19 protein-coding genes are annotated in these 23,003 nt (G+C 37.2%); 16 read left to right on the plus strand and 3 right to left on the minus strand.

Annotated elements, in window-relative coordinates; genetic code table 11:
* Positions 1 to 295: 295 nt before the first annotated feature.
* The 5 genes from KQI69_RS09825 (at position 296) to KQI69_RS09845 (ending at position 8,160) form a co-directional block, all read left to right on the plus strand.
* Positions 296 to 2,083, plus strand: a complete 1,788-nt coding sequence (locus KQI69_RS09825) for an ABC transporter ATP-binding protein (protein WP_216565204.1) — start codon at positions 296 to 298, stop codon at positions 2,081 to 2,083.
* Between the two features lie 99 nt (positions 2,084 to 2,182).
* On the plus strand, positions 2,183 to 3,949 hold the full coding sequence (locus KQI69_RS09830; RefSeq protein ID WP_216565205.1) for an ABC transporter ATP-binding protein: 1,767 nt from the start codon (positions 2,183 to 2,185) through the stop codon (positions 3,947 to 3,949).
* Positions 3,950 to 4,127: 178 nt separating this feature from the next.
* Entirely contained in the window at positions 4,128 to 4,439 is a 312-nt protein-coding gene (locus KQI69_RS09835; RefSeq protein WP_253289093.1) for a nucleotidyltransferase family protein, read from the plus strand.
* A gap of 127 nt (positions 4,440 to 4,566) precedes the next feature.
* On the plus strand, positions 4,567 to 6,564 hold the full coding sequence (locus KQI69_RS09840) for an LTA synthase family protein (RefSeq protein ID WP_216565206.1): 1,998 nt from the start codon (positions 4,567 to 4,569) through the stop codon (positions 6,562 to 6,564).
* A gap of 108 nt (positions 6,565 to 6,672) precedes the next feature.
* Complete coding sequence (locus tag KQI69_RS09845; RefSeq protein ID WP_216565207.1) at positions 6,673 to 8,160, plus strand: glycosyltransferase family 2 protein; 1,488 nt, start codon at positions 6,673 to 6,675, stop codon at positions 8,158 to 8,160.
* 1 nt (position 8,161) lies between these two features.
* On the opposite strand, the gene KQI69_RS09850 is transcribed toward KQI69_RS09845, so the two are convergent.
* A complete protein-coding gene (locus tag KQI69_RS09850) occupies positions 8,162 to 9,016 on the minus strand; it encodes a hypothetical protein (protein ID WP_216565208.1) in 855 nt (284 codons plus the stop codon).
* A 251-nt stretch (positions 9,017 to 9,267) separates the two neighbouring features.
* Between KQI69_RS09850 and KQI69_RS09855 the strand changes: the two genes are divergently transcribed.
* Positions 9,268 to 9,768 (plus strand): GreA/GreB family elongation factor, encoded by a 501-nt coding sequence (locus tag KQI69_RS09855; RefSeq protein WP_216565209.1) that lies wholly within the window; start codon positions 9,268 to 9,270, stop codon positions 9,766 to 9,768.
* Positions 9,769 to 9,929: 161 nt separating this feature from the next.
* Here the strand turns inward: KQI69_RS09855 and KQI69_RS09860 are convergent, their stop codons facing one another.
* The gene (locus KQI69_RS09860) at positions 9,930 to 10,487 is read right to left on the minus strand and encodes a hypothetical protein (RefSeq protein ID WP_216565210.1); all 558 of its coding nucleotides are present in this window, start codon (positions 10,485 to 10,487) and stop codon (positions 9,930 to 9,932) included.
* A 175-nt stretch (positions 10,488 to 10,662) separates the two neighbouring features.
* Between KQI69_RS09860 and glmS the strand changes: the two genes are divergently transcribed.
* From glmS to KQI69_RS09895, 7 genes are all read left to right on the plus strand, one after another.
* Positions 10,663 to 12,501: a glutamine--fructose-6-phosphate transaminase (isomerizing) gene (gene glmS, locus KQI69_RS09865; RefSeq protein ID WP_216565211.1), complete on the plus strand. Its 1,839-nt coding sequence runs from the start codon at positions 10,663 to 10,665 to the stop codon at positions 12,499 to 12,501.
* Positions 12,502 to 12,551: 50 nt separating this feature from the next.
* The gene (locus KQI69_RS09870; RefSeq protein ID WP_216565212.1) at positions 12,552 to 12,980 is read left to right on the plus strand and encodes a GtrA family protein; all 429 of its coding nucleotides are present in this window, start codon (positions 12,552 to 12,554) and stop codon (positions 12,978 to 12,980) included.
* Positions 12,981 to 12,998: 18 nt separating this feature from the next.
* The gene (glf, locus tag KQI69_RS09875; protein ID WP_216565213.1) at positions 12,999 to 14,090 is read left to right on the plus strand and encodes a UDP-galactopyranose mutase; all 1,092 of its coding nucleotides are present in this window, start codon (positions 12,999 to 13,001) and stop codon (positions 14,088 to 14,090) included.
* A 157-nt stretch (positions 14,091 to 14,247) separates the two neighbouring features.
* Positions 14,248 to 15,261 (plus strand): UDP-glucose 4-epimerase GalE, encoded by a 1,014-nt coding sequence (galE, locus tag KQI69_RS09880; protein ID WP_216565214.1) that lies wholly within the window; start codon positions 14,248 to 14,250, stop codon positions 15,259 to 15,261.
* Positions 15,262 to 15,287: 26 nt separating this feature from the next.
* Positions 15,288 to 16,274 carry a GGDEF domain-containing protein gene (locus KQI69_RS09885; RefSeq protein WP_216565215.1) on the plus strand — a complete coding sequence of 329 codons (987 nt, stop codon included), beginning with the start codon at positions 15,288 to 15,290 and terminating at the stop codon, positions 16,272 to 16,274.
* A gap of 67 nt (positions 16,275 to 16,341) precedes the next feature.
* Positions 16,342 to 17,571 (plus strand): tyrosine--tRNA ligase, encoded by a 1,230-nt coding sequence (gene tyrS, locus KQI69_RS09890; RefSeq protein ID WP_216565216.1) that lies wholly within the window; start codon positions 16,342 to 16,344, stop codon positions 17,569 to 17,571.
* Between the two features lie 185 nt (positions 17,572 to 17,756).
* Positions 17,757 to 18,218, plus strand: a complete 462-nt coding sequence (locus tag KQI69_RS09895; protein ID WP_216565217.1) for a hypothetical protein — start codon at positions 17,757 to 17,759, stop codon at positions 18,216 to 18,218.
* Between the two features lie 145 nt (positions 18,219 to 18,363).
* Here KQI69_RS09895 and KQI69_RS09900 read toward each other — a convergent pair whose 3' ends face one another.
* On the minus strand, positions 18,364 to 19,542 hold the full coding sequence (locus KQI69_RS09900) for a GNAT family N-acetyltransferase (protein ID WP_216565218.1): 1,179 nt from the start codon (positions 19,540 to 19,542) through the stop codon (positions 18,364 to 18,366).
* Positions 19,543 to 19,714: 172 nt separating this feature from the next.
* On the opposite strand from KQI69_RS09900, the gene KQI69_RS09905 reads away from it, so the two are divergent.
* From KQI69_RS09905 to KQI69_RS09915, 3 genes are all read left to right on the plus strand, one after another.
* Positions 19,715 to 20,953: a DUF1015 domain-containing protein gene (locus KQI69_RS09905; protein WP_216565219.1), complete on the plus strand. Its 1,239-nt coding sequence runs from the start codon at positions 19,715 to 19,717 to the stop codon at positions 20,951 to 20,953.
* A gap of 77 nt (positions 20,954 to 21,030) precedes the next feature.
* On the plus strand, positions 21,031 to 21,930 hold the full coding sequence (locus tag KQI69_RS09910) for a mechanosensitive ion channel family protein (RefSeq protein WP_216565220.1): 900 nt from the start codon (positions 21,031 to 21,033) through the stop codon (positions 21,928 to 21,930).
* 57 nt (positions 21,931 to 21,987) lie between these two features.
* A complete protein-coding gene (locus KQI69_RS09915; RefSeq protein ID WP_216565221.1) occupies positions 21,988 to 22,929 on the plus strand; it encodes a magnesium transporter CorA family protein in 942 nt (313 codons plus the stop codon).
* Positions 22,930 to 23,003: the final 74 nt, after the last annotated feature.

Below are 23,003 nucleotides of genomic sequence, written 5' to 3' on the forward strand. Positions count from 1 at the left end.
GCAGCTAATAGTGTTATGAGCAAGTAGCAAAGCGGATTGCGAATATCCGCTTGACTCATATTTTATGATAGTTTCACAAATATATATCATGGAGTATTAAAAATATAGATATAAAGAGGGTAATGATTTACCCTCTTTATATAGGATTAAAATCGTGTACGCACACGAAAAATATTACAAAAAATTATCATAAAAAGAAATTGATTATATAAAAATTATGAAACTGTAATAAAAAGTTATGCACCAATGAGTCATGGGTGTAGGCAGTAATATTTCATATAGGAAAGGATTAGAGATGGATGCGATAAAGTTTGGGTTTAAATACTGGAAAAAGTACATAGTGGCGGCGGTTATCTTGCAGATGGTGAGTTTTCTTGCTATTATTGCAGATCTGCTGATACCGTTTGTGTCGGAGCTTTTTATTGATTTTGTTATTATGGATAACGACAATAAGGCAAGTGGTGTTTTTGCGTTTCTGATTGATGGAGATTACGGAAAAAGACACAGTTTTGAATTGTTTTTTAATATTGCAATGGTGTTTGTTGGACTTCTTGTTTTCAGGCTTATTTTTATATACATCAAAAATACGATGCTTGAAAAGTACGCATTGAAGTTTGAGACGGATTTAAGGGTTGTGACTTTTGACAAGCTGATGGAACTTGACAGCCAGACTGTATCTGAGTACAACACAGGGGAGCTTTTAACTACACTTCATACAGATACGATTATGATGAAAGATTTATTTGGAAGAATAATTCCGGGTATGTTTGACAGTATGTTTGTGCTCGGTGCGTGTATAATACTGCTCACTTCAATAAATATCGCTCTTTTGATAATTCCGGTTATACTTGCACCGTTTTTTGTTGTGGCACTTTTAAGATTCAGAAAGAAGGCTCAGGAAAATTATAGGGATATAAGAAGCAGCAACAGTAATATGAATCTTACCGTTCAGGAAAATATCGAGGCTGTCCGCCTTGTGAGGTCATTCACAAATGAGGGGCGTGAGAAGGAAAAGTTTGACAAGTCAAATATGAACATGAAGCAGTCATATATAAAACAGATTAGGCTTTCGGCAGGTTTCGAGGTTATATTCAGTTCGATAAAACAGGTCGCTTATATTGGCACTATTGCGTTATGTGCATTGCTTGTTATAAAAGGTCAGATGCTTGTCGGATTTCTTGTGGCAGCGTCAGGTTATGTCATGAAGATAATGGATCATGTGTCGCAGATAAACAATCTTCTTTTCCAGATGCAGCAGCAGATTGTTGCGGGGGATAAGATAATGAGGTTTATGGAATGTGAGACAAAGATTAAGGATGGCAAAAAATCTGCGAAAGATATAGATAAGCCGGACATAGAGTTTGAAAATGTTACATTAGAGCTTGGCGGCAAAAAGGTTCTTGATAATATAAATCTTTCCATTCCTTATGGTAAAAAGGTCGGTATTGTCGGGGCAACCGGAAGTGGAAAGAGTATTCTGCTTAAGTCCATAGTAAGGATAAATGATGTAAACAGCGGTCAGATAAAAATGAACGGAACAAATGTTAAAGAATATAAGACGGCAGAGCTTAGGGAAAAGATTTCATATGTTTTTCAGGATGCTTTTTTATTCTCAAATACCATTGACAGCAATATTGCATTTGCAAACCCTGATGTTGATGAGAGCAAGGTAAGGGAATGTGCAAAAAGAGCAATGGCAGATGATTTTATAAATGAACTTTCTGACGGTTATCAGACGATAGTAGGTGAAAAAGGATTTGGTCTTTCGGGTGGTCAGAAGCAGAGGGTTTCTATTGCAAGGGCAATGTTAAAGGATGCACCCGTATTTGTATTTGATGATTCGACAAGTGCACTTGATGCGGAGACGGAGAGGAAACTTCTTGAAAATCTGAGGACATATTATAAAGAGAAAACTATTCTTATAGCTGCTCATAAAATGTCATCTGTTGTTGACTGTGACGAGATAATCTATCTAAACAACGGAAAGATTGTTGAGAGGGGCACATTTGATGAACTGATGGGGCTTGACGGGCATTTTGCGGATGTGTATAAGACGCAGATGGCGAAGCAGACGGTGGCATAAACGATATGCGAAACTTATGATTTGCTAAGAAGTTAGTATATTGAAAGTTTTTTATGAGAAATTAGTTGGGATTTGATTGTAAGGTAACGGAGGAATATCATGGCTAAGAGGAATACATATTTTGAGGATGAGGTTGTTCATAAAAAGATTGATATTAAGCAGTTTGGCAGAATTTTAAAATATATCGTGCCATATAAGCATATATTTATAATCGTTTGTGTGCTTATGCTTGTTTCGGCGTGTACTGCTTTACTGCCGCCGATGCTGCTTAGGTATGTTATAAATAATGTGGTTGTTGAAAAAAGTATGGCTAAACTTTTTTATGTTGTGTGTGGTCTTGTTTTTTTAGCTGCGACAGACATTGGGCTTACTTATGCACAGCAGCGTATGATGGGACAGATGGGGCACAGTGTTATTGCGGATATGAGAAAGGATATTTTTTATAAGTTGCAGGAACTTCCTTTTGAGTATTTTGACAACAGGCCTGACGGAAAGATTGTTGTGCGTGTCACTGATTATATAAATGACCTTGCCAATTTCTTTACGAATTATGTCGTTATGTTTCTTGTCTATCTTGTAAAGATTGTTATTGTTACGATATTTATGCTGTCACTCAGTCCTGAGCTTACGCTTATTGTCGTGTGTACAACAGTTCCAATGATGGCTCTTGTGTTTTTGTTAAGGTATAAGATAAGGAGAAGATTTGCATGGCACAGGGCAAAACTTTCAAACCGTTCGGCTTTTCTTATAGAAACTATCATGGGTGAAAAGATAGTAAAGAATTATAACAGGGTGGAGAAAAATAAGGCAATCTATGAGGACTTGCATGATCAGAGTGTCAATGTATGGTGGGGGATTGTCAAATTAAACAACTTAAATACGCCGATTGTTGAAATATTCTGGAATATCGGAACACTTTGTCTTTACGGAGTTGCACTTTATCTTATATTAAATGGAAGCAGCCATATAGATGCAGGTACGGTTGTTGCGTTTATAAGCTATATGGGACTTTTCAGCGGGCCGCTCACGCAGATAGCGATAATCATTCAGCAGATGGCACAGGTAAGTTCAAATCTTGAGCAGGTATTTGATACGATTGATTACGAAGTGCAGATAAAAGATGAGGAGGGGGATATATCGCTTGACAATGTAAAGGGTCAGGTTGATTTTGATAATGTGACTTTTTCGTATGAGGACGATATAAATATCCTTGAAAATATGAACCTCCATGTAAAACCGGGAGAGACGATAGCACTTGTAGGACCAACAGGTGCAGGAAAGACTACTATAATAAATCTTATCACGAGATTTTATGATGTAACAGGAGGCTCAGTAAAAATAGATGGAAATGATGTAAGGAAAGTAACATTGGAGTCACTTAGAGAGGAAGTCGGAGTGCTTATGCAGGATCCTTTCATATTTAAAGGGACTGTAATGGAGAATATAAGATACGGCAGACTTGATGCGACAGACGAGGAGTGCATAGCGGCTGCAAAATATATTTATGCTGATGAATTTATAGAGAGACTGCCACATGGATATGACGAGGAACTCGAAGAGAGAGGAGAGGGACTTTCGGCAGGAGAAAAACAGCTTATCAGCTTTGCAAGGATAATACTTAAAAATCCGTCAGTGATAATACTTGACGAAGCAACAAGCTCGATAGACACGGAAACTGAAAATATGATACAGAAAGCACTCGATGTTATATTGTCGGAAAAAACGGCGTTCATAGTGGCACACAGACTGTCAACGATAAGGAATGCGGACAGGATTCTCTATATAGCCGACAAGGGAATAGCCGAGGAGGGAAATCATAGAGAATTGATGGCTAGAAAAGGTCTTTATTATCAGTTAAATGTTTAGAGTTAGATAATAATAAAAGGTGTCGGGATTTTTCGACACCTTTTTAGATGAAATATATTATGTGTTTAGTCTTCATTTCTGTATAGTTATCCATAGCACAATATACAGCAGCATCTTGCGAAATAAATTCCCAAATGTTAATATAATGGTACAAAATTATACGGAGTGAGGAAATGTTATGAAGAAAATAGAAGTTCAGGAATTTGATACCAATACGATGCCGGTACAGGATGTTATTATGAAAGTGACAAAGATATGTAAGAAGCTCGGAGTAGAACATCTGGAGCTGTTTGGCTCGTTCGCAACAGGAACGGCGCTGCCCACAAGTGATATTGATTTTGTTGTGTATGGAAAGGTTGACCAGTTCAGAATGGAAGATGAACTGGAAAAGATTGAGACATTGCGCAATATTGATATATTTTATTTTGATGAGATACGAAATGAATATTTAAAGGAAGATATCAAAAAGTATGGAAAGCGTATATACTAACAGGTATATGGAACATTTTACAGAATAAGAACAGATTAAAAAACGATTACGATTGAAATAACTGCCATGATATGTTATAGTGGTCTCTGTTTAGCAAATTTGATTTTTTTTTAAAGAGGGTACAAATATGAGATCAAGAAGAAAACGCGGACTTAGTTTTTACGGAATGGGAAGTGCTTCTAAAAATGAAAGTGGTTTTAGGAGAGGGAGCAGTTCTAAAAAAAACAGTGGTTTCAACATGAGGGGCGGTTCTAAAAGTGATGGAGGCTTTTTCGGTTTTGTTTTAGCTCACATAGGTGAGATACTGATGTTTCTTCCATTTTTTGTTATGGATTTAAGTCTGCGTATCATGGGACACAAGATAGAGTTTTATCCTGCGTATTATCTTCAGCCGAACCTGTTTACGATAATATGGGCAGGGCTTTTTATTGCATTTACGAAATATCTCAGGGGAATTGCAGGAAAGATTTTTTACTGGCTTATGTTTATCATAAGTTTCATAATGTTTCTGACAAATGCGATATATTATTCGCTTACATCGTTCTATTTTAACTTTTCACTCTTGGAACTGGCAAGTGAGGGAAGTTCTTATATAGCTGATACGATAAAGCATACGCCTGTGTATGTATATATACTTGCCGCTGTTGTTATCGTGCTTGCTGTTATTGCGACTGTCAGCACGAAGAAGAGTGAGAAGTTTCAGTGGAAGAAACTTGTGGCAGCAGTTATCATTTTTGTATGTCTGCATTTGCTTATACCTGTTACGATGGGCAGTGGAAATAAAAATCTCAGATGGAACAGTTTTAAGAAGGCGAGAAATGTTTACAGTGAGTTCAGTGATTCAAATAAGAGTATGAAAGTTTCCGGACTTTATGAGTATACTGTGAGAAATTTTTACATTACATTTTTAAAGCCTAAGGCAAAGATAAGTGAGAGTGATGAGAAATTTCTGAAAAACATATATGAGGCGGAAGATGAGAAGAAGTCAAATGATTACACAGGTATGTTTAAGGGAAAGAATGTGATATTTTTACAGCTTGAGGGTATGGACGAGTGGCTTCTTACAAAGAAAAATACTCCAAATCTCTACAAACTTAAAAATGAGTCGATTGATTTTACGGATCATTATTCAATCTATACAGGCGGTGGTTCTACTTTTAATTCTGAGTTTGCGGTAAATACAGGTTTTACGACACCTATCTCGTATAATGAAAATGTATATACATTTAATAAGAATACTTTCAATAATACGATGGCAAAATTGTTTAAGGCTCAGGGATATGCTGTAAATGCTTTCCATATGAACAGCAGTGAGTTTTATTCAAGGGGAATAAATTATAAAAGCTGGGGTTATGACAATTATTACGGTCTCAAGGATATGCTGGATGGCAGAGATAAAGAAGACTTGAGTTATGAGCTTGACAGGAAACTTATCGAGAATACGACTTTTTATGATAAGATGTTTAAAGAAAATGACAGGTTTGTTGACTATATTATCTCCTATACACCTCATACACCGTTTACTGCTGAGAAAGAAGTTGGAAAACTTGTTGCTGAGATGAGATACGGAAAGGGAAAAGTTCCGGAACTTTCTGAGGAACAGGTGGCTGATCTTATGGTCGGTGAGACTGACTATATGGTTGGTCTTTTGATACAGGCTTTGAAGGACAATGACCTTTACGATAATACTGTTATAGTAGCGTATGCAGACCATTACCTTTACACGATAAATGACAAATCTGTGCTTGATAAGTATAAGGAAACTGACAATAATCTTATAAACCGCACACCGTTCTTTATATGGAGCAGTGATGTGAAGGCTGAAAAGGTTGACAGGACAAATATGCAGATGAACATTCTGCCTACGGTGTTAAACCTTTTTGGGATTGATTACAACAGTAACTATTATATAGGAAAGGACATTCTTTCTGATGATTACAGTCCGCTTGCATTTTTCTCTGATTCAAGCTGGTACGATGGAAATGCATATGTGGCTGACGGAGTGGTGACAAATGGTGCAAAGATATCTGAGGCTGAGATAGAGAAAAAGAGCAGTATCGTGAGTGACCTTATAAAGAAAAACGATCTTACATTAAAGTATGATTTTTTGAAAGATTATAAATAATTAATGTCTGCTGTACATAAACGGTGCAGTGGACGGCATATGACGGAAAAATTAGTGTAGGAATATACAGTGACAGTATAGATAACTGTCAGGGAGTGGAGAGAAATAATGAATATATGTACAAGCGTGTTGTTGAGCAGCAACATTATAAATAGTATAGGGCATTTTTTAGGGGATATTTATACACCGAGCCTGTTTTTATTTACGGCGATAGGGATGTTTATGAAGATACTCAGTATACATGATGTTCCATATATGATAATCGGACTTTTCTGTACAAGAAAGTTTAAGCCGGCAAAGCATAATCATAAATATGCCGTACTTATTCCGGCAAGAAATGAGGAACCGGTCATAGGAAATCTTATAAATAGTATAAAGAAGCAGGATTATCCACAGGAGCTTATAACTATCTTTGTTGTTGCGGATAACTGTACTGACAATACGGCAAAGATTGCCAGAAAACTTGGGGCTGTCTGTTATGAGCATAACAATCCCGATGAGAGAACAAAGGGATTTGGTCTTAAATATCTTTTTGAGCAGATTGAAAAAGATTATGGGATACAGTCGTTTGAGGGATATTTTATCTTTGACTCTGACAATCTCTTAAAGAAAGATTACATTTCAAGAATGAATGATTCGTTTGATGCAGGTGAGAAGATAATCACTTCATATAGAAGTACAAAAAATCTTACGGAGGGATGGATAGCGTCACTCTATGCGATTCACTGGCTTCGCTCAATAAGACAGCGTCACAGGACAAGATCATTTCTTCATCTTGCTACGAACATTCAGGGAACAGGATTTCTGTTTTCAAATGAGATTGTTAAGGACGGATGGAAATATACTTCTCTTACAGAGGATAGGTCACTTACTGCCGACTGTGTTGTGAACGGATATGAGATTTCATATAATAATGATGCGATTTTTTATGATGAACAGCCGACAAGTTTAAAAGTTGCTTTAAGACAGCGTTTGAGATGGGCAAAGGGGCATCTTCAGGCGTTTGGAGAGAGTGGCTGGGGATTGTTTAAAAATATTTTTATAGATAAAAACACCAAATGGGAGGAAGGTGATACATGGTACAGATTTTTATGGCGTACCATAAGGCACAGATTTATGTCGTTCGACACGTTTGCACAGCTTCTTCCAAAGCAGATTGTTACGGCTTTTAAGTGGATAGTATGGAATCTTATATTATTTCCATTTACGATATACAATGCAGGCGGACAGATGTATATATTCAGAAACGGCACATGGCTTTCAAAACTTGTGAGACATTTTACGGGGAATGTTATCGTAAATCTTGAGCCGGGCTGGAAATCTTATGCGATATGTGTGCTTCTTGTAATATGGATAAGGCTTTTCTACAGAATGGGTATGTATCTTGCCAGCATATGGATGGCGATATACATATTTATAATAGAAAGAAAACGCATCCAGAAGGTAAGTTTTGGAAAAAAAGTTTTATATTGTCTTACATGGCCGCTTTATGACGTAATAGAACGCTATGTAAAATACATAGCGCTCTTTAAGAAGGTTGAGTGGAAGCCTATTCCACATGAGAGTAAGATTACGATTGATGATATCAGTCAGTAGTTTAGATAGTTCCTGTAACTGTGATGGTCGTTACTCCCGGAGTAACACTCCATGCACCTGTTACAGGATCCTGTATATATGAGGCAGCGGGAACTGTTATCTTGCCGGCAACAGTTTCAAAGCTGCCTGTTGTTGTATCATAGGTATAATTACCTGTTTCTGCCCACGGTTCTGAATTGTAGGTTACACGAATGTTATTTAAAACAGGGTTGAAGATATCTGATATGCTTAACCTGTCTTCTTCAGTTGCGGCAGTATTACCAAAATTCTGAATTATGAAGGTGTAAGTTACCTGACCGTTTTCGGTGATAGTTGTCGGAGAAAGTGTTTTGTTTATGCTAAGTGAAGTTGCATCTTCAGTAGTTATGGTTTCTATCGCTTTTACAGGTGTGGCGATAGTCTCACCATCAATAGTTACAGTGTTTGTTATCGTTGAATCGATGGTGAGCGGTGCAAATTCGTTGACGGCAGCCTGATATACGATTGTTGTATTGCCCTCAGCCGGAATGGAGATTTCTGAAAATATAAGCTCAGGGACAGTGACTACAGCCGGATCTGCCTGAAGTACACCCTCTATATAATACTTAACTGAACCCTCAATATATTCAAGGGGAGTAAGTGTAAGCGTGTCGAATGGGTAAGCCCCCAGATTATCTGTTACCGTAAGACCTGTTATATCGGCTTTGCTTGAATTTAACAGACTGATAACATAAGTTATAGTGCTGTCTGCGTTGTAGGCTGGAATAACGGCTGTTTTTGTAGCTTTTACAGCTTCGATTATTTCTCCCGTAGTGATGTTTGAAACGGTGGATTTTCCGTTGTGGGAAAGAGTTGCCTGGTTAAAAAAGAATGCCATGAGTTTTTCCTCCTGTAAAAATGTGGTAAAAGTCGTGATCCTAAAGACTATGTGACAGCCTTTGGAATCTCTCTTTAATATGAATATATGCATTTTGGAATCGCAGGTGACAATAAGATATGCTATGGTTTTTTTGATGTGAAAGTGATATTATGATGCAGGAGCCAAAAGCAGATAGCAAGGTATATTTACATAAAAGCTGCTGTCGCTTGGCACTTTGGCATATTATAGAAAAAAGGCGGTGATATAAAATGTATGACAGATTGACTAAAAAAGATGTTGAGAAAATGCAGAAGGAGGTTGATGAGCGCAAACTTGTTGTCAGAAAACAGGCACTTGAAGATGTAAAGACAGCGAGAGCTCAGGGGGATTTAAGCGAGAATTTTGAGTATAAGGCTGCAAAACAGTTCAAAAACAGAAATGAGAGCCGTATAAGGTATCTTGAAAAGATGATAAAAACGGCAAAGATAATAGAGGATGATTCCGATGAGTCACAGGTTGGATTAAACGATTCAGTTACTATCTACATTGAAGAAGATGACATGGAGGAGTGTTTTAAGATAGTTACCACGATAAGGGCAGATGCCATAAATAATATGGTAAGTATAGAATCACCTATAGGTGTTGCGCTTCTTAAACATAAAGTTGGTGACAGGGTTTTCATTAAGATAAATGACAGTGACGGCTATTACGCTGTCATCAGAAAGATTGAAAAGAGTGATGATGAATCGGAGAAGATAAGCAGCTATTAGCCGATATCGCAGCATATCAGAAGGGAATTGTACAATTTGTACCACTCCTGATACAAGGAAGTCCCCAGCCACCACTTCTATTGCGTAGAGCAATAAGTGGTGGCTGGGGACTTCCTTGATAGTATTAAAAGTGCATATATGCTTATACAGCATAATATAAATTATAATAAGCAATCGAGAAGTTTTTCATTTGCCGGAAGATAGATCTCAGGAATCTTGTGACCGGCATCACCATATGTATGTTTTGCAAAGCAGTTACATACTGCATCATGTGTCTGCTGTGTGTATTTAAATGAAAATACCTTTGCAATACGGTTGAAAAATACGGGTGAGATAGAACATCCCCAGTCTTTTGTGTCATTGGCGTTGATAAGGTTTGGTGTGATGATAAGCTCTTTATCTGTAACAGTATTGTAAGCTGTGAGAATGATATAGTCATTTGATTCATCAACTGAAAATCTGAGTTCACAGAGCTGTGAAACATCATCTCTGAATCCTAATGTTGCAAGTACGGAATTGTCAACATGTGCAAACGGATCAAAGACATCAGTAATTATCCTGTCACTGTCACTTGAAATGAGTTTAATAAGTTTATCTATGCTTTTCTGACTTAAAACATCACTGTTTAAGGAATCTTTCTGTTCTGAGAGGAAACCTATGAGGGAATCAATCTCTTTCTGGTTTAAAAGTGAAAAACTTGAATTTTGTGTATCGCTCATAAAATAATACCTCCATATTTTCTTTAATTGTTTTCTTGTTAAGATTATGTATTTATTATATAGTTTATTGTGTCAGGTTTCAAGACTATTTAGGTTGCAATTTCCTAAAATATTAAATATAATAGGTAATGTTTATAATTGGATATTAATGTAGATGATAAAGGAGACTGCAAATATGTGTGGAATAGTAGGATTTATTGGTAAACATCAGGCTGCTCCGATTCTTTTGGACAGTTTATCAAAACTTGAATATAGAGGATATGATTCAGCCGGACTCGCTGTAAGAAATGGTGATGCAGCTATAGAGGTTGTTAAAGCAAAGGGAAGGCTTAAAGTACTTGCTGAGAAGACAAATGATGGCAAGGCTATGGTTGGAACATGCGGTATAGGTCATACAAGATGGGCTACGCACGGGGAACCTTCTGAGACAAATGCACATCCTCACAGAAGTGATGATGGAAATGTTGTAGCCGTACATAACGGTATTATTGAAAATTATCAGGAGCTTAAGGATAAGCTTACGAAAAAGGGGTATGAGTTTTATTCAGAGACAGATACGGAAGTAGCAGTGAAACTTATAGATTATTATTATAAAAAATATGAGGGAACACCTGTTGATGCTATCAACCATGCGATGATAAGAATACGTGGTTCTTATGCACTTGCAGTTATGTTCAAAGAATATCCGGATGAGATTTATGTTGCAAGAAAAGACAGCCCGATGATTCTTGCTACTGCAAATGGGGAGTCATATGTGGCATCTGATGTTCCGGCGATTCTTAAATACGCAAGAAATGTATATTATATAGGAAATCTTGAGATAGGAAGATTAAAGGCAGGAGAGATTACTTTCTACAATCTCGATGGTGATGAGATAGAGAAAGAGTCAAAAGAGATAAAGTGGGATGCACAGGCAGCGGAAAAAGCAGGCTATGAGCATTTCATGATGAAAGAGATACATGAGCAGCCAAAAGCCGTAAAAGATACGCTCAATTCAGTAGTAAAGGATGGAGTTATCGACCTTTCAAATGTCGGACTTACAAAAGAAGATATCGAGGGCATAAGCCAGATTCACATTGTAGCATGTGGTTCTGCATGGCATGTAGGTATGGTTGCACAGTATGTTATCGAGGATATGGCGAGAATACCTGTAAGGGTTGAGCTTGCATCTGAATTCAGATACAGAAAGCCTATTATTGATAAGGATGCACTTGTTATAATCATAAGCCAGTCAGGTGAGACGGCTGACAGTCTTGCTGCACTCAGGGAAGCAAAGAGCAAGGGTATAAAGACTCTTGGTATCGTTAATGTTGTCGGTTCTTCTATTGCAAGGGAGGCAGACAATGTTTTCTATACACTTGCAGGTCCTGAGATTTCAGTGGCTACGACAAAAGCTTACAGTACACAGCTTATAGCTTCATATATTCTTGCCATTGAATTTGCTATGGTGCGTGGAAAGATAACAAAGGATCAGTATGACGGATATCTTGCTGAGCTTGCCGAACTTCCTGAAAAGATACAGAAGATTATCGATGACAAGGAGAGATTACAGTGGTTTGCTTCAAAGCAGGCAAATGCAAAAGACATCTTCTTTGTCGGCCGTGGTATAGATTATGCTATTTCACTTGAGGGCAGTCTCAAACTCAAGGAGATAAGTTATATACACTCAGAGGCTTATGCAGCAGGTGAACTTAAACATGGAACTATCAGCCTTATCGAGGATGGAACGCTTGTTATCGGTGTTCTTACACAGAACTCACTTTATGAGAAAACGATAAGCAACATGGTTGAGTGCAAGAGCAGAGGTGCATACCTGATGGGGCTTACGACATATGGAAACTACAATATCGAAGATACTGTAGATTTTGCAACATATATTCCAAAATCAGATGAACATTTCGCAGCATCGCTTGCAGTTATCCCACTCCAGCTTCTTGCTTATTATGTATCAGTTGCTAAGGGACTTGATGTTGATAAGCCTAGAAATCTTGCAAAGAGCGTTACTGTAGAATAGTATAAAAAAGCGTGTGGAGAAACGAGGCTTAGGATGAGGTTTTTGGAATAATGGTAGAAAAAATTTGGAATTTATACCTCAAATACAAGGAAGCAGTATTGTACCTTGTATTTGGAGGTTTTACGACACTTATAAATATCGTGGTTTATGCGGTATGTAAGCATGCCGTAGGTATTGACACGATTCCAAGCAATGTGATTGCATGGATATTGAGCGTGGCATTTGCATATGTTACAAATAAGATATTTGTTTTTGAGAGCAGAACATCGGGCATAGGTGCTCTGATAAAGGAATGTCTTTCGTTTGTATGGTGCCGTCTTGCCACCGGGATAATGGATATGGTCATTATGTATGTAACTGTAGATGTGCTTCACTGGTCAGATATGGTTATGAAGATACTGTCAAATATTCTTGTTATAGTATTAAATTTTGTGTTCAGTAAATTATTTATTTTTGCAAAGAAAGACGATGAAGCGTAGAATGGGAAAGGATTAAAAATGAAGTACGATTATTTAGTTGTGGGTGCAGGACTGTTTGGTGCTGTTTTTGCCCATGAAGCATCAGAAAAAGGAAAAAAGTGTCTTGTTATAGATAAGAGAGAGCATATAGCAGGAAATATTTATACTGAAAGGATTGACGACATAGATGTACATAAATATGGTGCACATATTTTTCATACATCTGATAAAAAGATATGGGATTATGTAAACAGGTTTGCAGAGTTTAACAATTATATAAATTCTCCTGTTGCCATTTACAATGATGAACTTTATAATCTTCCATTTAATATGAATACATTCAGTAAAATGTGGGGGATAAAGACTCCGGCGGAGGCAAAAGCTATTATCGAAAAGCAGATTGCTGAACTTGATATTGATGAGCCGGCAAACCTTGAGGAACAGGCACTTAAACTTGCCGGAAGGGATGTATACGAGAAGCTTGTAAAAGGCTATACACAGAAACAGTGGGGCAGGGAATGTAAGGATTTACCGGCATTTATCATTAAAAGACTGCCTCTGAGGTTCACTTATGACAACAACTATTTTAATGACAGATTTCAGGGGATTCCAATAGAGGGATACACAAAGATGGTCGAGAAGATGCTTGATGGTATAGAGGTCAGATTGTCAACGGATTATTTTGATATCAAAGATGAGATAGATGCAGAAAAGACTGTTTACACAGGAATGATAGACAGGTTTTTTGACTATAAACTAGGTGTTCTGGAGTACCGTTCAGTACGCTTTGAGACTGAGAAGGTCGATACTGACAATTATCAGGGAAATGCGGTCGTAAATTATACATCGGCTGATGTCCCTTATACAAGGATAATCGAGCACAAACATTTTAATTTTGGAAAGCAGCCGGTTTCAATCATCAGCCGGGAATATTCTTCCGAGTGGAAAAAGGGTGATGAGCCTTATTATCCTGTAAATAATGAGAAGAATGATAATTTATATCATGAGTATGAAAAACTTGCGGCGGCAGAGAAGAATGTTTTGTTTGGCGGAAGACTTGGCCAGTATAAATATTATGATATGGATAAGGTTATAGCAGCAGCACTTGATATGTGCTCAGAGGAACTTTAAAGCATAGAGTAAATATTTTTTAAATATGTTTAAGAAATGCGTTATATTGACCGAAACTTATAAAAGCGGGTGTATATGTTAAAATATAACACTCGTGATTTTAAAATTGAGATAAATGCAGGAAATATTAATTCTTGAGAGAAAGAGAGGTATCCTGATGAAGATTCTGGTTACAGGTGGTGCAGGTTTTATTGCAAGCCATACAAATGTTGAACTTTTAAATGCAGGTTATGATGTTGTTGTTATTGACAATCTTATAAATTCAAGTAAAAGGTCTATTGAGAGGGTAGAGGAACTTACAGGAAAAAAGATTACATTTTATGAGGAAGATCTGTTAAATGAAAAAGCATTAGATGAGATTTTTGCAAAAGAAAATATTGATTCAGTCATACATTTTGCTGCTTTGAAAGCAGTGGGAGAGTCATGTGAGATTCCTTTGCGTTATTTTGATAACAATCTTACAGGAACGCTTAATCTTCTTAAAGTAATGGAGAAATATGGTGTAAGATCATTGGTGTTTAGTTCATCAGCTACTGTCTATGGAAAACCGGCTTCTGTTCCTATAAAAGAAGATTTTCCATTATCTGTATCAAATCCATATGGAAGAACAAAACTTATTATTGAAGATATGCTCAGGGATATATATAAGGCTGATGATGAGTGGGATATTGCACTTCTTAGATACTTTAATCCTATAGGTGCACATGAGAGTGGACGCATCGGAGAAAATCCAAACGGTGTCCCTAACAATCTTTTGCCATATATTGCTAAGGTTGCCGCAGGTCAGCTTGAGTGTGTAAATGTTTTTGGTGATGATTATGACACACATGATGGAACAGGAGTGCGTGATTATATTCATATCATGGATCTGGCAGCAGGTCATATAAAGGCACTTGAAAAATTATCAGAACATCCGGGACTTGTGACATATAATCTTGGAACAGGTGTGGGATATAGTGTACTTGACATTATAAAAAGTTTTGAAAAAGCATGTGGAAAGAAAATTCCGTATAAGATAACTTCCAGAAGACCGGGAGATATTGATATGTGCTATGCAGATCCTGCAAAAGCGAAGGCAGAACTTGGCTGGGAAGCTTTAAGGGATATTGATAAGATGTGTGAAGATGCATGGAGATGGCAGGTTAAGAATCCAAATGGTTATGATGATTAAGTTATAGTTAGAGGAGGATAGGATTATTGGGCAAAGATAACATTAATGAGTATCTTAAATTCCTTGAAAATATTGTTCAATTCCAAAGTTATGTATTGGAGCATATACATGACGATTTTTCTGTTTTGTTTGATATTATTTCCAAAAGTCTTGGAATTGACGCTATGTTGACATATACATGCACTCAGTTTGGAATGGTAGATAGTGTGGTATATGATAAGGATATTTCTAATCCTGCAAGGCACAGTACCTATCTTAATGCAGGTCTTGGAAGGATGTTTAATAATAAACATGATATTTATGCATCATCTGATGAACTGCCGGATGATATGAAAGAAGAAATACAGTGCATTTACAAAAAGCTTGATGGCAAGGGTATCATTGTATGTTCAGGAGAAGTGGAAAAATTACTTTACAGTGTTGTACTTATTCAGGGAGAACATGATGCTGAAATGGGAATAGAGTTTGCTGATTGTTCGGATATGTTTTTAAATAGTGTTCATCTTATGATGGAGAGCAGGCTTATGACACAGAAAGTGCGTTACGACAGTGAACACGATCTGCTTACAGGTTTGTATAATAGAAGATGCTACTTTACAAAGTGCAAAGAAGAATACAACATGCTGGCATCCGTTGGAATATTTTTCATGGATGTAAATTATCTTAAAAAAACAAATGATATGTACGGACATGACGCAGGTGATGCATTGCTTAAAAAAGCGGCAGAGAGCATAAAAGCTATGGTATGTGAGAATATACATGGATTTAGGATGGGCGGAGATGAATTCATCATGGTTGCCTTAAATTGTGCTGAAGGCGATGTCGCAAAGATAAAGGCAAGATGGGAAAAAGAACTTGAGAATGTAAATGAAAAATATGGTATGAACGATCCATGCAGCGTTGCTGTTGGAACAGCATTTGCAAAAGGTTCTTTTCAGATAGAGGAGCTTTGCAAGATAGCAGATGACAGAATGTATGAGAATAAACGAAAAATGCATAGCTGCAGATTATAAGATAGAAACAGCAGACAACAGCTAAAATTATATTCTGCTTGAAATATATTAATAAACGGAGGTTATTATGAAATTATATGATGAATTAGTGGCTCGTGGACTTATCGCTCAGGTCACAGATGAAGAAGAAATAAAGGAACTTATAAACAATGGAAAGGCAACATTCTATATAGGATTTGACCCTACAGCCGACAGTCTTCATGTAGGACATTTTATGGCACTTTGCCTTATGAAAAGACTCCAGATGGCAGGAAACAGACCAATCGCACTTATCGGCGGTGGTACAGCTATGATCGGGGATCCTTCAGGAAGAACTGATATGAGACAGATGATGACAGTTGAGACGATAAATCACAATGTTGAATGTTTCAAAAAGCAGATGAGCCGTTTTATTGAATTTGGTGAGGGCAAGGCTATGCTCGTAAACAATGCTGACTGGCTTACAGATCTTAATTACATGGAAGTTTTAAGGGACATCGGACCACATTTTACGGTCAATCGTATGCTTGCTGCTGAGTGTTATAAGCAGAGAATGGAGAAAGGTCTTTCATTCCTTGAGTTCAACTACATGATAATGCAGAGTTATGATTTCTATACATTATATCAGAAATATGGCTGCAACATGGAGTTTGGTGGTGACGACCAGTGGAGTAATATGCTTGGCGGTACTGAACTGATCAGAAGAAAACTCGGTAAAGATGCATACGCCATGACAATAAATCTTTTACTTAATTCAGAAGGAAAGAAGATGGGTAAGACACAGTCAGGTGCAGTATGGCTTGATCCTGAAAAAACATCTCCATTTGACTTTTTCCAATATTGGAGAAATGTAAGTGATGCTGATGTTATTAAATGTCTCCGTATGCTTACATTCCTTCCATTAGAGCAGATAGATGAGATGGCACAGTGGGAAGGAAGCAAATTAAACGAAGCTAAAGAAATCCTTGCATATGAACTTACAAAACTTGTACATGGTGAGGAGGAAGCTGTTAAGGCAAGAGAAGGTGCAAGAGCATTGTTTGCAGGCGGCGGAAATACATCACAGATGCCTGTTACTGAACTTTCAGGTGAGGACTTTGGTGAGGATGGAAACATCGGTGTTCTTACACTTCTTGTAAAGGCAGGTCTTGCAGCATCAAATGGTGAGGCAAGAAGAAATGTGCAGCAGGGTGGTGTTTCAATCGATGGAGTTAAGGTTGATGATCCTAAATCTGTGATAAATAAGGATAATATAAGTGATGAAGGTATTGTTCTCAAACGTGGAAAGAAAAAATTTATGAAGATTGTTTTAAAATAATATAATTATTTTTAGACAGCAAAATCGTTTTTTAATCATTTTACTGTCTGTAATCATGAATAACTTTGCATGACTCGTAACATACTAATTTTAAGAGATGGGATGATTTCTATGATCTGACCTGTTTCTGAGTGTTCATTTGGATGCTTAAAATCAAAGTCTTAAAGTTGTGTTAGGAGGAAATTATGCGAAGAAGAATTTTGATGTTTGTTACTACATTAGCATTATCGACAATGATGCTTGCAGGTTGTGGAAACAACAAGACCAATAATTCAGTTACATCATCAGCCACACAGGAACCTGAAGCTACTACAGGACCTGTGGTAAATGAAGATGACAGTGATTATGATGAGAGTGACATGGCAGGTGATGATGGTGTTGTAGGTGATGTAGTGGATGACGCTGCTGATGCTGTAGATGATGTGGTAGATGATACTGCAGATGTGGTTGATGATGCTACCGGAAATCAGGGAACTGATGGTCAGCCAAACAATGCAGGTCAGTCAGCAGTGGATGATAATACTGCAACAGCTAGACCTACCAAAAAGCCAGCTAAGAAAACTGACAAAGGTAATACAAATAAGAGAAACAATAACAAAAACAATAATAAGTCTAATAACAAGACAAATAATAATAAAAACAGATAATTTTATTACAGGTGTGTTTTTATTATAGATAAGACAGTAGTATATAGATGCTTCTGACAAAAAGTTATTATAAAATATTAAAAAGCGGGCATAATTGGATATGTCCGCTTTTTAATATTAGATTATTTAAAGTTCGTTCTTTAAGTTAAAGTTCAATACTGTAAAGGTGCCTTTTTTTGCCATTGAAGATCACATCTTTTTCATATTTAAGTCCGAGATTTTCGGCTGTTTTTATGGATCTGTTATTGTCAAAGTCTATTACAGCGACGATACGTTTTATTTCGAGCTGTTCTTTTGCGTATTTAATTACAGCAGCACAACATTCAAGTGCGTAGCCATAGCCCCAGTGCTGACTGTCTAAAAGATATGACAGCATTATCTCATTTTTGCCATCAATGGTTTCATGTTCGAGACCGCATCTTCCTATAAGTTTTTTGCTTGTTTTTCCAAAAACTCCCCAGAGCCCGAAACCATAAAATGAATAGACATTCTGTATGTAGGCTTTCTGTTTTTCCATTTCAATTTCTAGGTAATCATCTATATTATCAATATATTTTTTTACCTGAGGGTCAGAATAAATAGGATATATATCAGGAATGTCTGATACTGCAAGTTCTCTTATAAAAAGTCTTTTTGTTGATGCTATCGTTATAGGTTTTCCAAGTGAACGAAGCAGCGTATTTTCGATAAAAGTTTTATCTACATTATCAAAGCTTTCAATCAGTACATCCGCTTTGCCAAGCTCCTGGCTGCCTGAGTTTGGATTGATAAATCCAATGCAGGCAATGTTTGCTGCCTTTGCTGCCTGAACACCAAATGTTGAATCTTCAATGACAACAGTATCTTCAGGTGCAGCACCAAGCTTCTCAAGTGCGAGCAGGAAAGTATCTGGAGAAGGTTTTGGATTAGGTACTGATGATGCTGATACAAGTTTTTCAAAATATTTTTTGATGCCAAGTTTTTTTACAACGGTCTCTATTTCTTTTGGTGATGAGGATGAGGCAATAGCAAGTTGTACTCCGGATCTGGATAATCTCTGTATGAGTTCTATAACACCGGGAACAGCTATATAACCCTCCTCTTCGTGGAGTTTTCTCTTGGCAAGATTTAATTTTTCAAGAAGTTCCTCCGTACTTATATCAAGTGAAAAATCTTTGATAGCTGTCTCAGCCATCTTTCTGCTCGAACTTCCTGTAAAAGACTTGCAGTAATCTAAGTCCGTGTCAACTCCAAGTTCCTTAAAAGTATTTAAAGAAGCTCTTGCATGTTGTGGTTCACTGTCTATGATAACGCCATCCATGTCAAATATAACGGTTTTAAGCATGATAAACGCCTCCTTTTCATATTGATGTATTCTCGTAATTTTTCGTTCAGAAGATTCCGAGAGTATATATTGGATTATTTTGTATCTGTTTTTTTATATCCTTTTTTGTTATAATATCATATGTTAGGGTTGTGGTCAAAATATATAAATAGAAAAATGGAGGATAAAATTTATGGCAGTAATAAAACCATTTGTTGCAGTAAGACCTGATGTTAAGGTCGCTGAAAATGTTGCGGCATTACCTTATGATGTGTATAACAGAGCTGAGGCGGTAAAGGAAGTAAAAAGAGAGCCTTTGTCATTTTTAAAGATAGATAGAGCAGAAACTCAGTTTCCTGATAGTGTAGATACATATGCGCCTGAAGTATATGACAAGGCTAAAGAAATTTTTGAGAATATGGTTTCCGACGGAACATATATTACGGATGATGATGACTGTTATTATGTTTACAGCCTTACGATGGATGGTAGAAGGCAGACGGGAATTGTTGCATGTGCAAGTGTTGATGATTACTTAAACAATGTTATAAAGAAGCATGAGAACACAAGAGAAGAAAAGGAGCAGGACCGTATCAGACATGTAGATACATTGAGCGCACAGACCGGGCCTATTTTTCTTGCGTACAGATCAAAAAAGGAGATAAATGATATTGTCTCAAGGGTTATGGAAGAGGATAAGCCGCTTTATGACTTTACTGCTGTTGACGGAATAAGTCATACGGTGTGGAAGATAGCTGATAAAGCTGATGTTGAAAATATAAGAAAAGCATTTGCAGACATTGGGGAAATATATATAGCTGATGGACATCACAGAGCTGCATCTGCGGTGAAAGTTGGATTGAAACGCAGAAAAGAAAATCCGGGGTACGATGGAACAGAAGAATTTAACTATTTTCTTTCTGTATTATTTCCTGATGACCAGCTTATGATAATGGATTACAATCGCAGTGTAAAAGATTTAAATGGTCTGACTGAGGAAGAATTTTTAGAAAAGGTTAAAGAAAATTTTGAGATAGAGAGTATGGAGAAAGCTTCACATCCTGACAGAAAAGGAAAAGTGTCTATGTATTTATCAGGAAAATGGTATATGCTTACCGCAAAAGAGGAACTTCTCAGTATTAAAGATCCTGTATTATCTCTTGATGTATCATTGTTACAGAATTATCTTCTTGAGCCGGTTCTTGGCATTAAAGATCCGAGAACTGATGACAGGATTGACTTTATTGGAGGAATAAGAGGACTTAAGGAACTTGAAAAACGTGCAGAATCAGATATGAAAGTTTCATTTGCGATGTATCCAACTTCGATAGGCGAACTGTTCAGTGTTGCTGATGCAGGACTTCTTATGCCACCTAAGAGTACATGGTTTGAGCCTAAACTAAGAAGTGGACTTTTTATTCACAGGATATAGTATGCATGATGCAGGGATTAAAAGCAGATAGCAATCCGTGGCATCGCTCATAATATTAAGGAATGTTTGGAGGGACTATGTTTTATACAGTAGGACTGCTTAGTGCGGTTACAGATATTGCAGCACAGTCTGCCAGTGGGAAAGCGATTGGTGTCGATGAGCTTCAGAAGGTTATGAATTCATCGGCATCTGATGAGCAAAAGACAAGTTTTTTTATACAGTATCTTTTAAGCCAGAGAGAGTGGCTGCTTGATTTTGCAAAGACACTTTTAATCGCTATTGTAGTATTTATAATAGGAAGAAAAATTGTTAGTCTTGCACTTAAGATTACAAAAAAGACAATGGTCAGCAAGGATGTGGAGATAAGTGTACAGAAGTTTGTCATGTCGCTTGCCACATTTGCATACAATATCTGTTTGATAATTATTATAGCGAGTATTCTGGGAATAGGTGCAAGTTCCATAGTCGCTATCCTAGGTTCGGCAGGTCTTGCAGTTGGTCTTGCATTGCAGGGGAGTCTTTCAAATCTTGCAGGAGGCGTACTTATCCTTTTGCTTAAACCGTTTAAAGTTGGAGATTATATTATCTCAGCGGGGGCGGAGGGGACTGTTCAGAGTATAGATATTTTTTATACAAGAATAGCTACTACTGACAATAAGGTGGTGGTGATACCAAACGGTACGATTTCAAATTCAAATGTTACAAACACGACAAAACAGGATGAGAGAATGTTGGTTCTTGATTTTACTGTCGGACTTAATGTTGATATAGAAGCGGTAAGGAAAGAGATAATGCAGCTTTTTGAGAATGATGGCAGGATACTTCATGATATGAATATGTGTGTTGTTGTAGATAAACTTACACCTGTCAATATAAAGATGCAGGCGAAGGCATGGACTAAGAGTGAAGATTACTGGGATGTAAGGTATCTTTTACTTGAGCAGATAAGTATTGTGTTGCAAGGTTTCAGAGGATAATGTATAATTAAATGTGTTTTTGGACATTAAAAACTGAAAGAAAGTTGGTGAGATTAAGTGGTTAAGTATTACAGAACAGATGACAAAAAGATATATGAATTTTCTGAACTTACGCAGGGCATCTGGATAGATATGATAAACCCGACAGTTTCAGAGGGCGAAGAAGTGGCGGAGAAACTGAATATTGATATTCAGGATCTGCTTGCGGCACTGGATGAGGAGGAGAGTTCGCGTGTCGAGCTGGAAGATGGATACACACTTATTCTTGTCGATATTCCGACGACTGAGATACGACATGACAAGGAGGCATATACGACTATACCTCTTGGCATTATTTTGACAGCGGACACGATTATTACTGTGTGTACGGAAGAAACTTCTATATTACAGGCTTTTGTAAATGGAAGGGTAAAAGAATTCAGCACGAAGAAGAAATTGAGATTTGTTTACCAGATACTTTTCAGAGTTGCATCTGCATATCAGACAAGCCTTAGAGTCATAGATAAAAAGCGTACTGAGATTGAGGAGAGGATAGATGATGATACGGAAGATATAGACCTTATAGACCTTCATGCACTTGAATCGACACTTGTATATTTTGCTACATCGCTTCGTGCAAATGCCGTGGTCATGGACAGACTTACAAGGTATAAAAGACTTGAGCAGTACCCTGACGACAAGGATCTTCTCGATGATGTAATCGTCGAGAACCAGCAGGCTATCGAGATGACGAGTATCTACCGTGATATAGTAAACGGAACGAGAGAACTTATGTCATCAGTTATTGACAACAGACTGAACAATGTTATGAAGACGCTGACGATAGTCACGCTTGTTATGGGTATCCCGACACTTGTATCAGGAATTTACGGTATGAATGTCAATTCAAAATGGGTGCCTCTTTCAAATACACCTTTTGGTTTTGGTATCATATGCGGACTGATACTTATCATATGTGCAGTTATGCTTGTAGTGTTAAAGAAAAAGAAATTCTTGTGATAAATATTCTGCTTGACTAGTCAAGCGGATATTCGCAATCCGCTTTGCTACTTGCTCATAACACTATTAGCTGC

Origin of the sequence: Eubacterium sp. MSJ-13 (genome assembly GCF_018918235.1) — a bacterium.
Classification (GTDB): domain Bacteria; phylum Bacillota; class Clostridia; order Lachnospirales; family Lachnospiraceae; genus Butyribacter.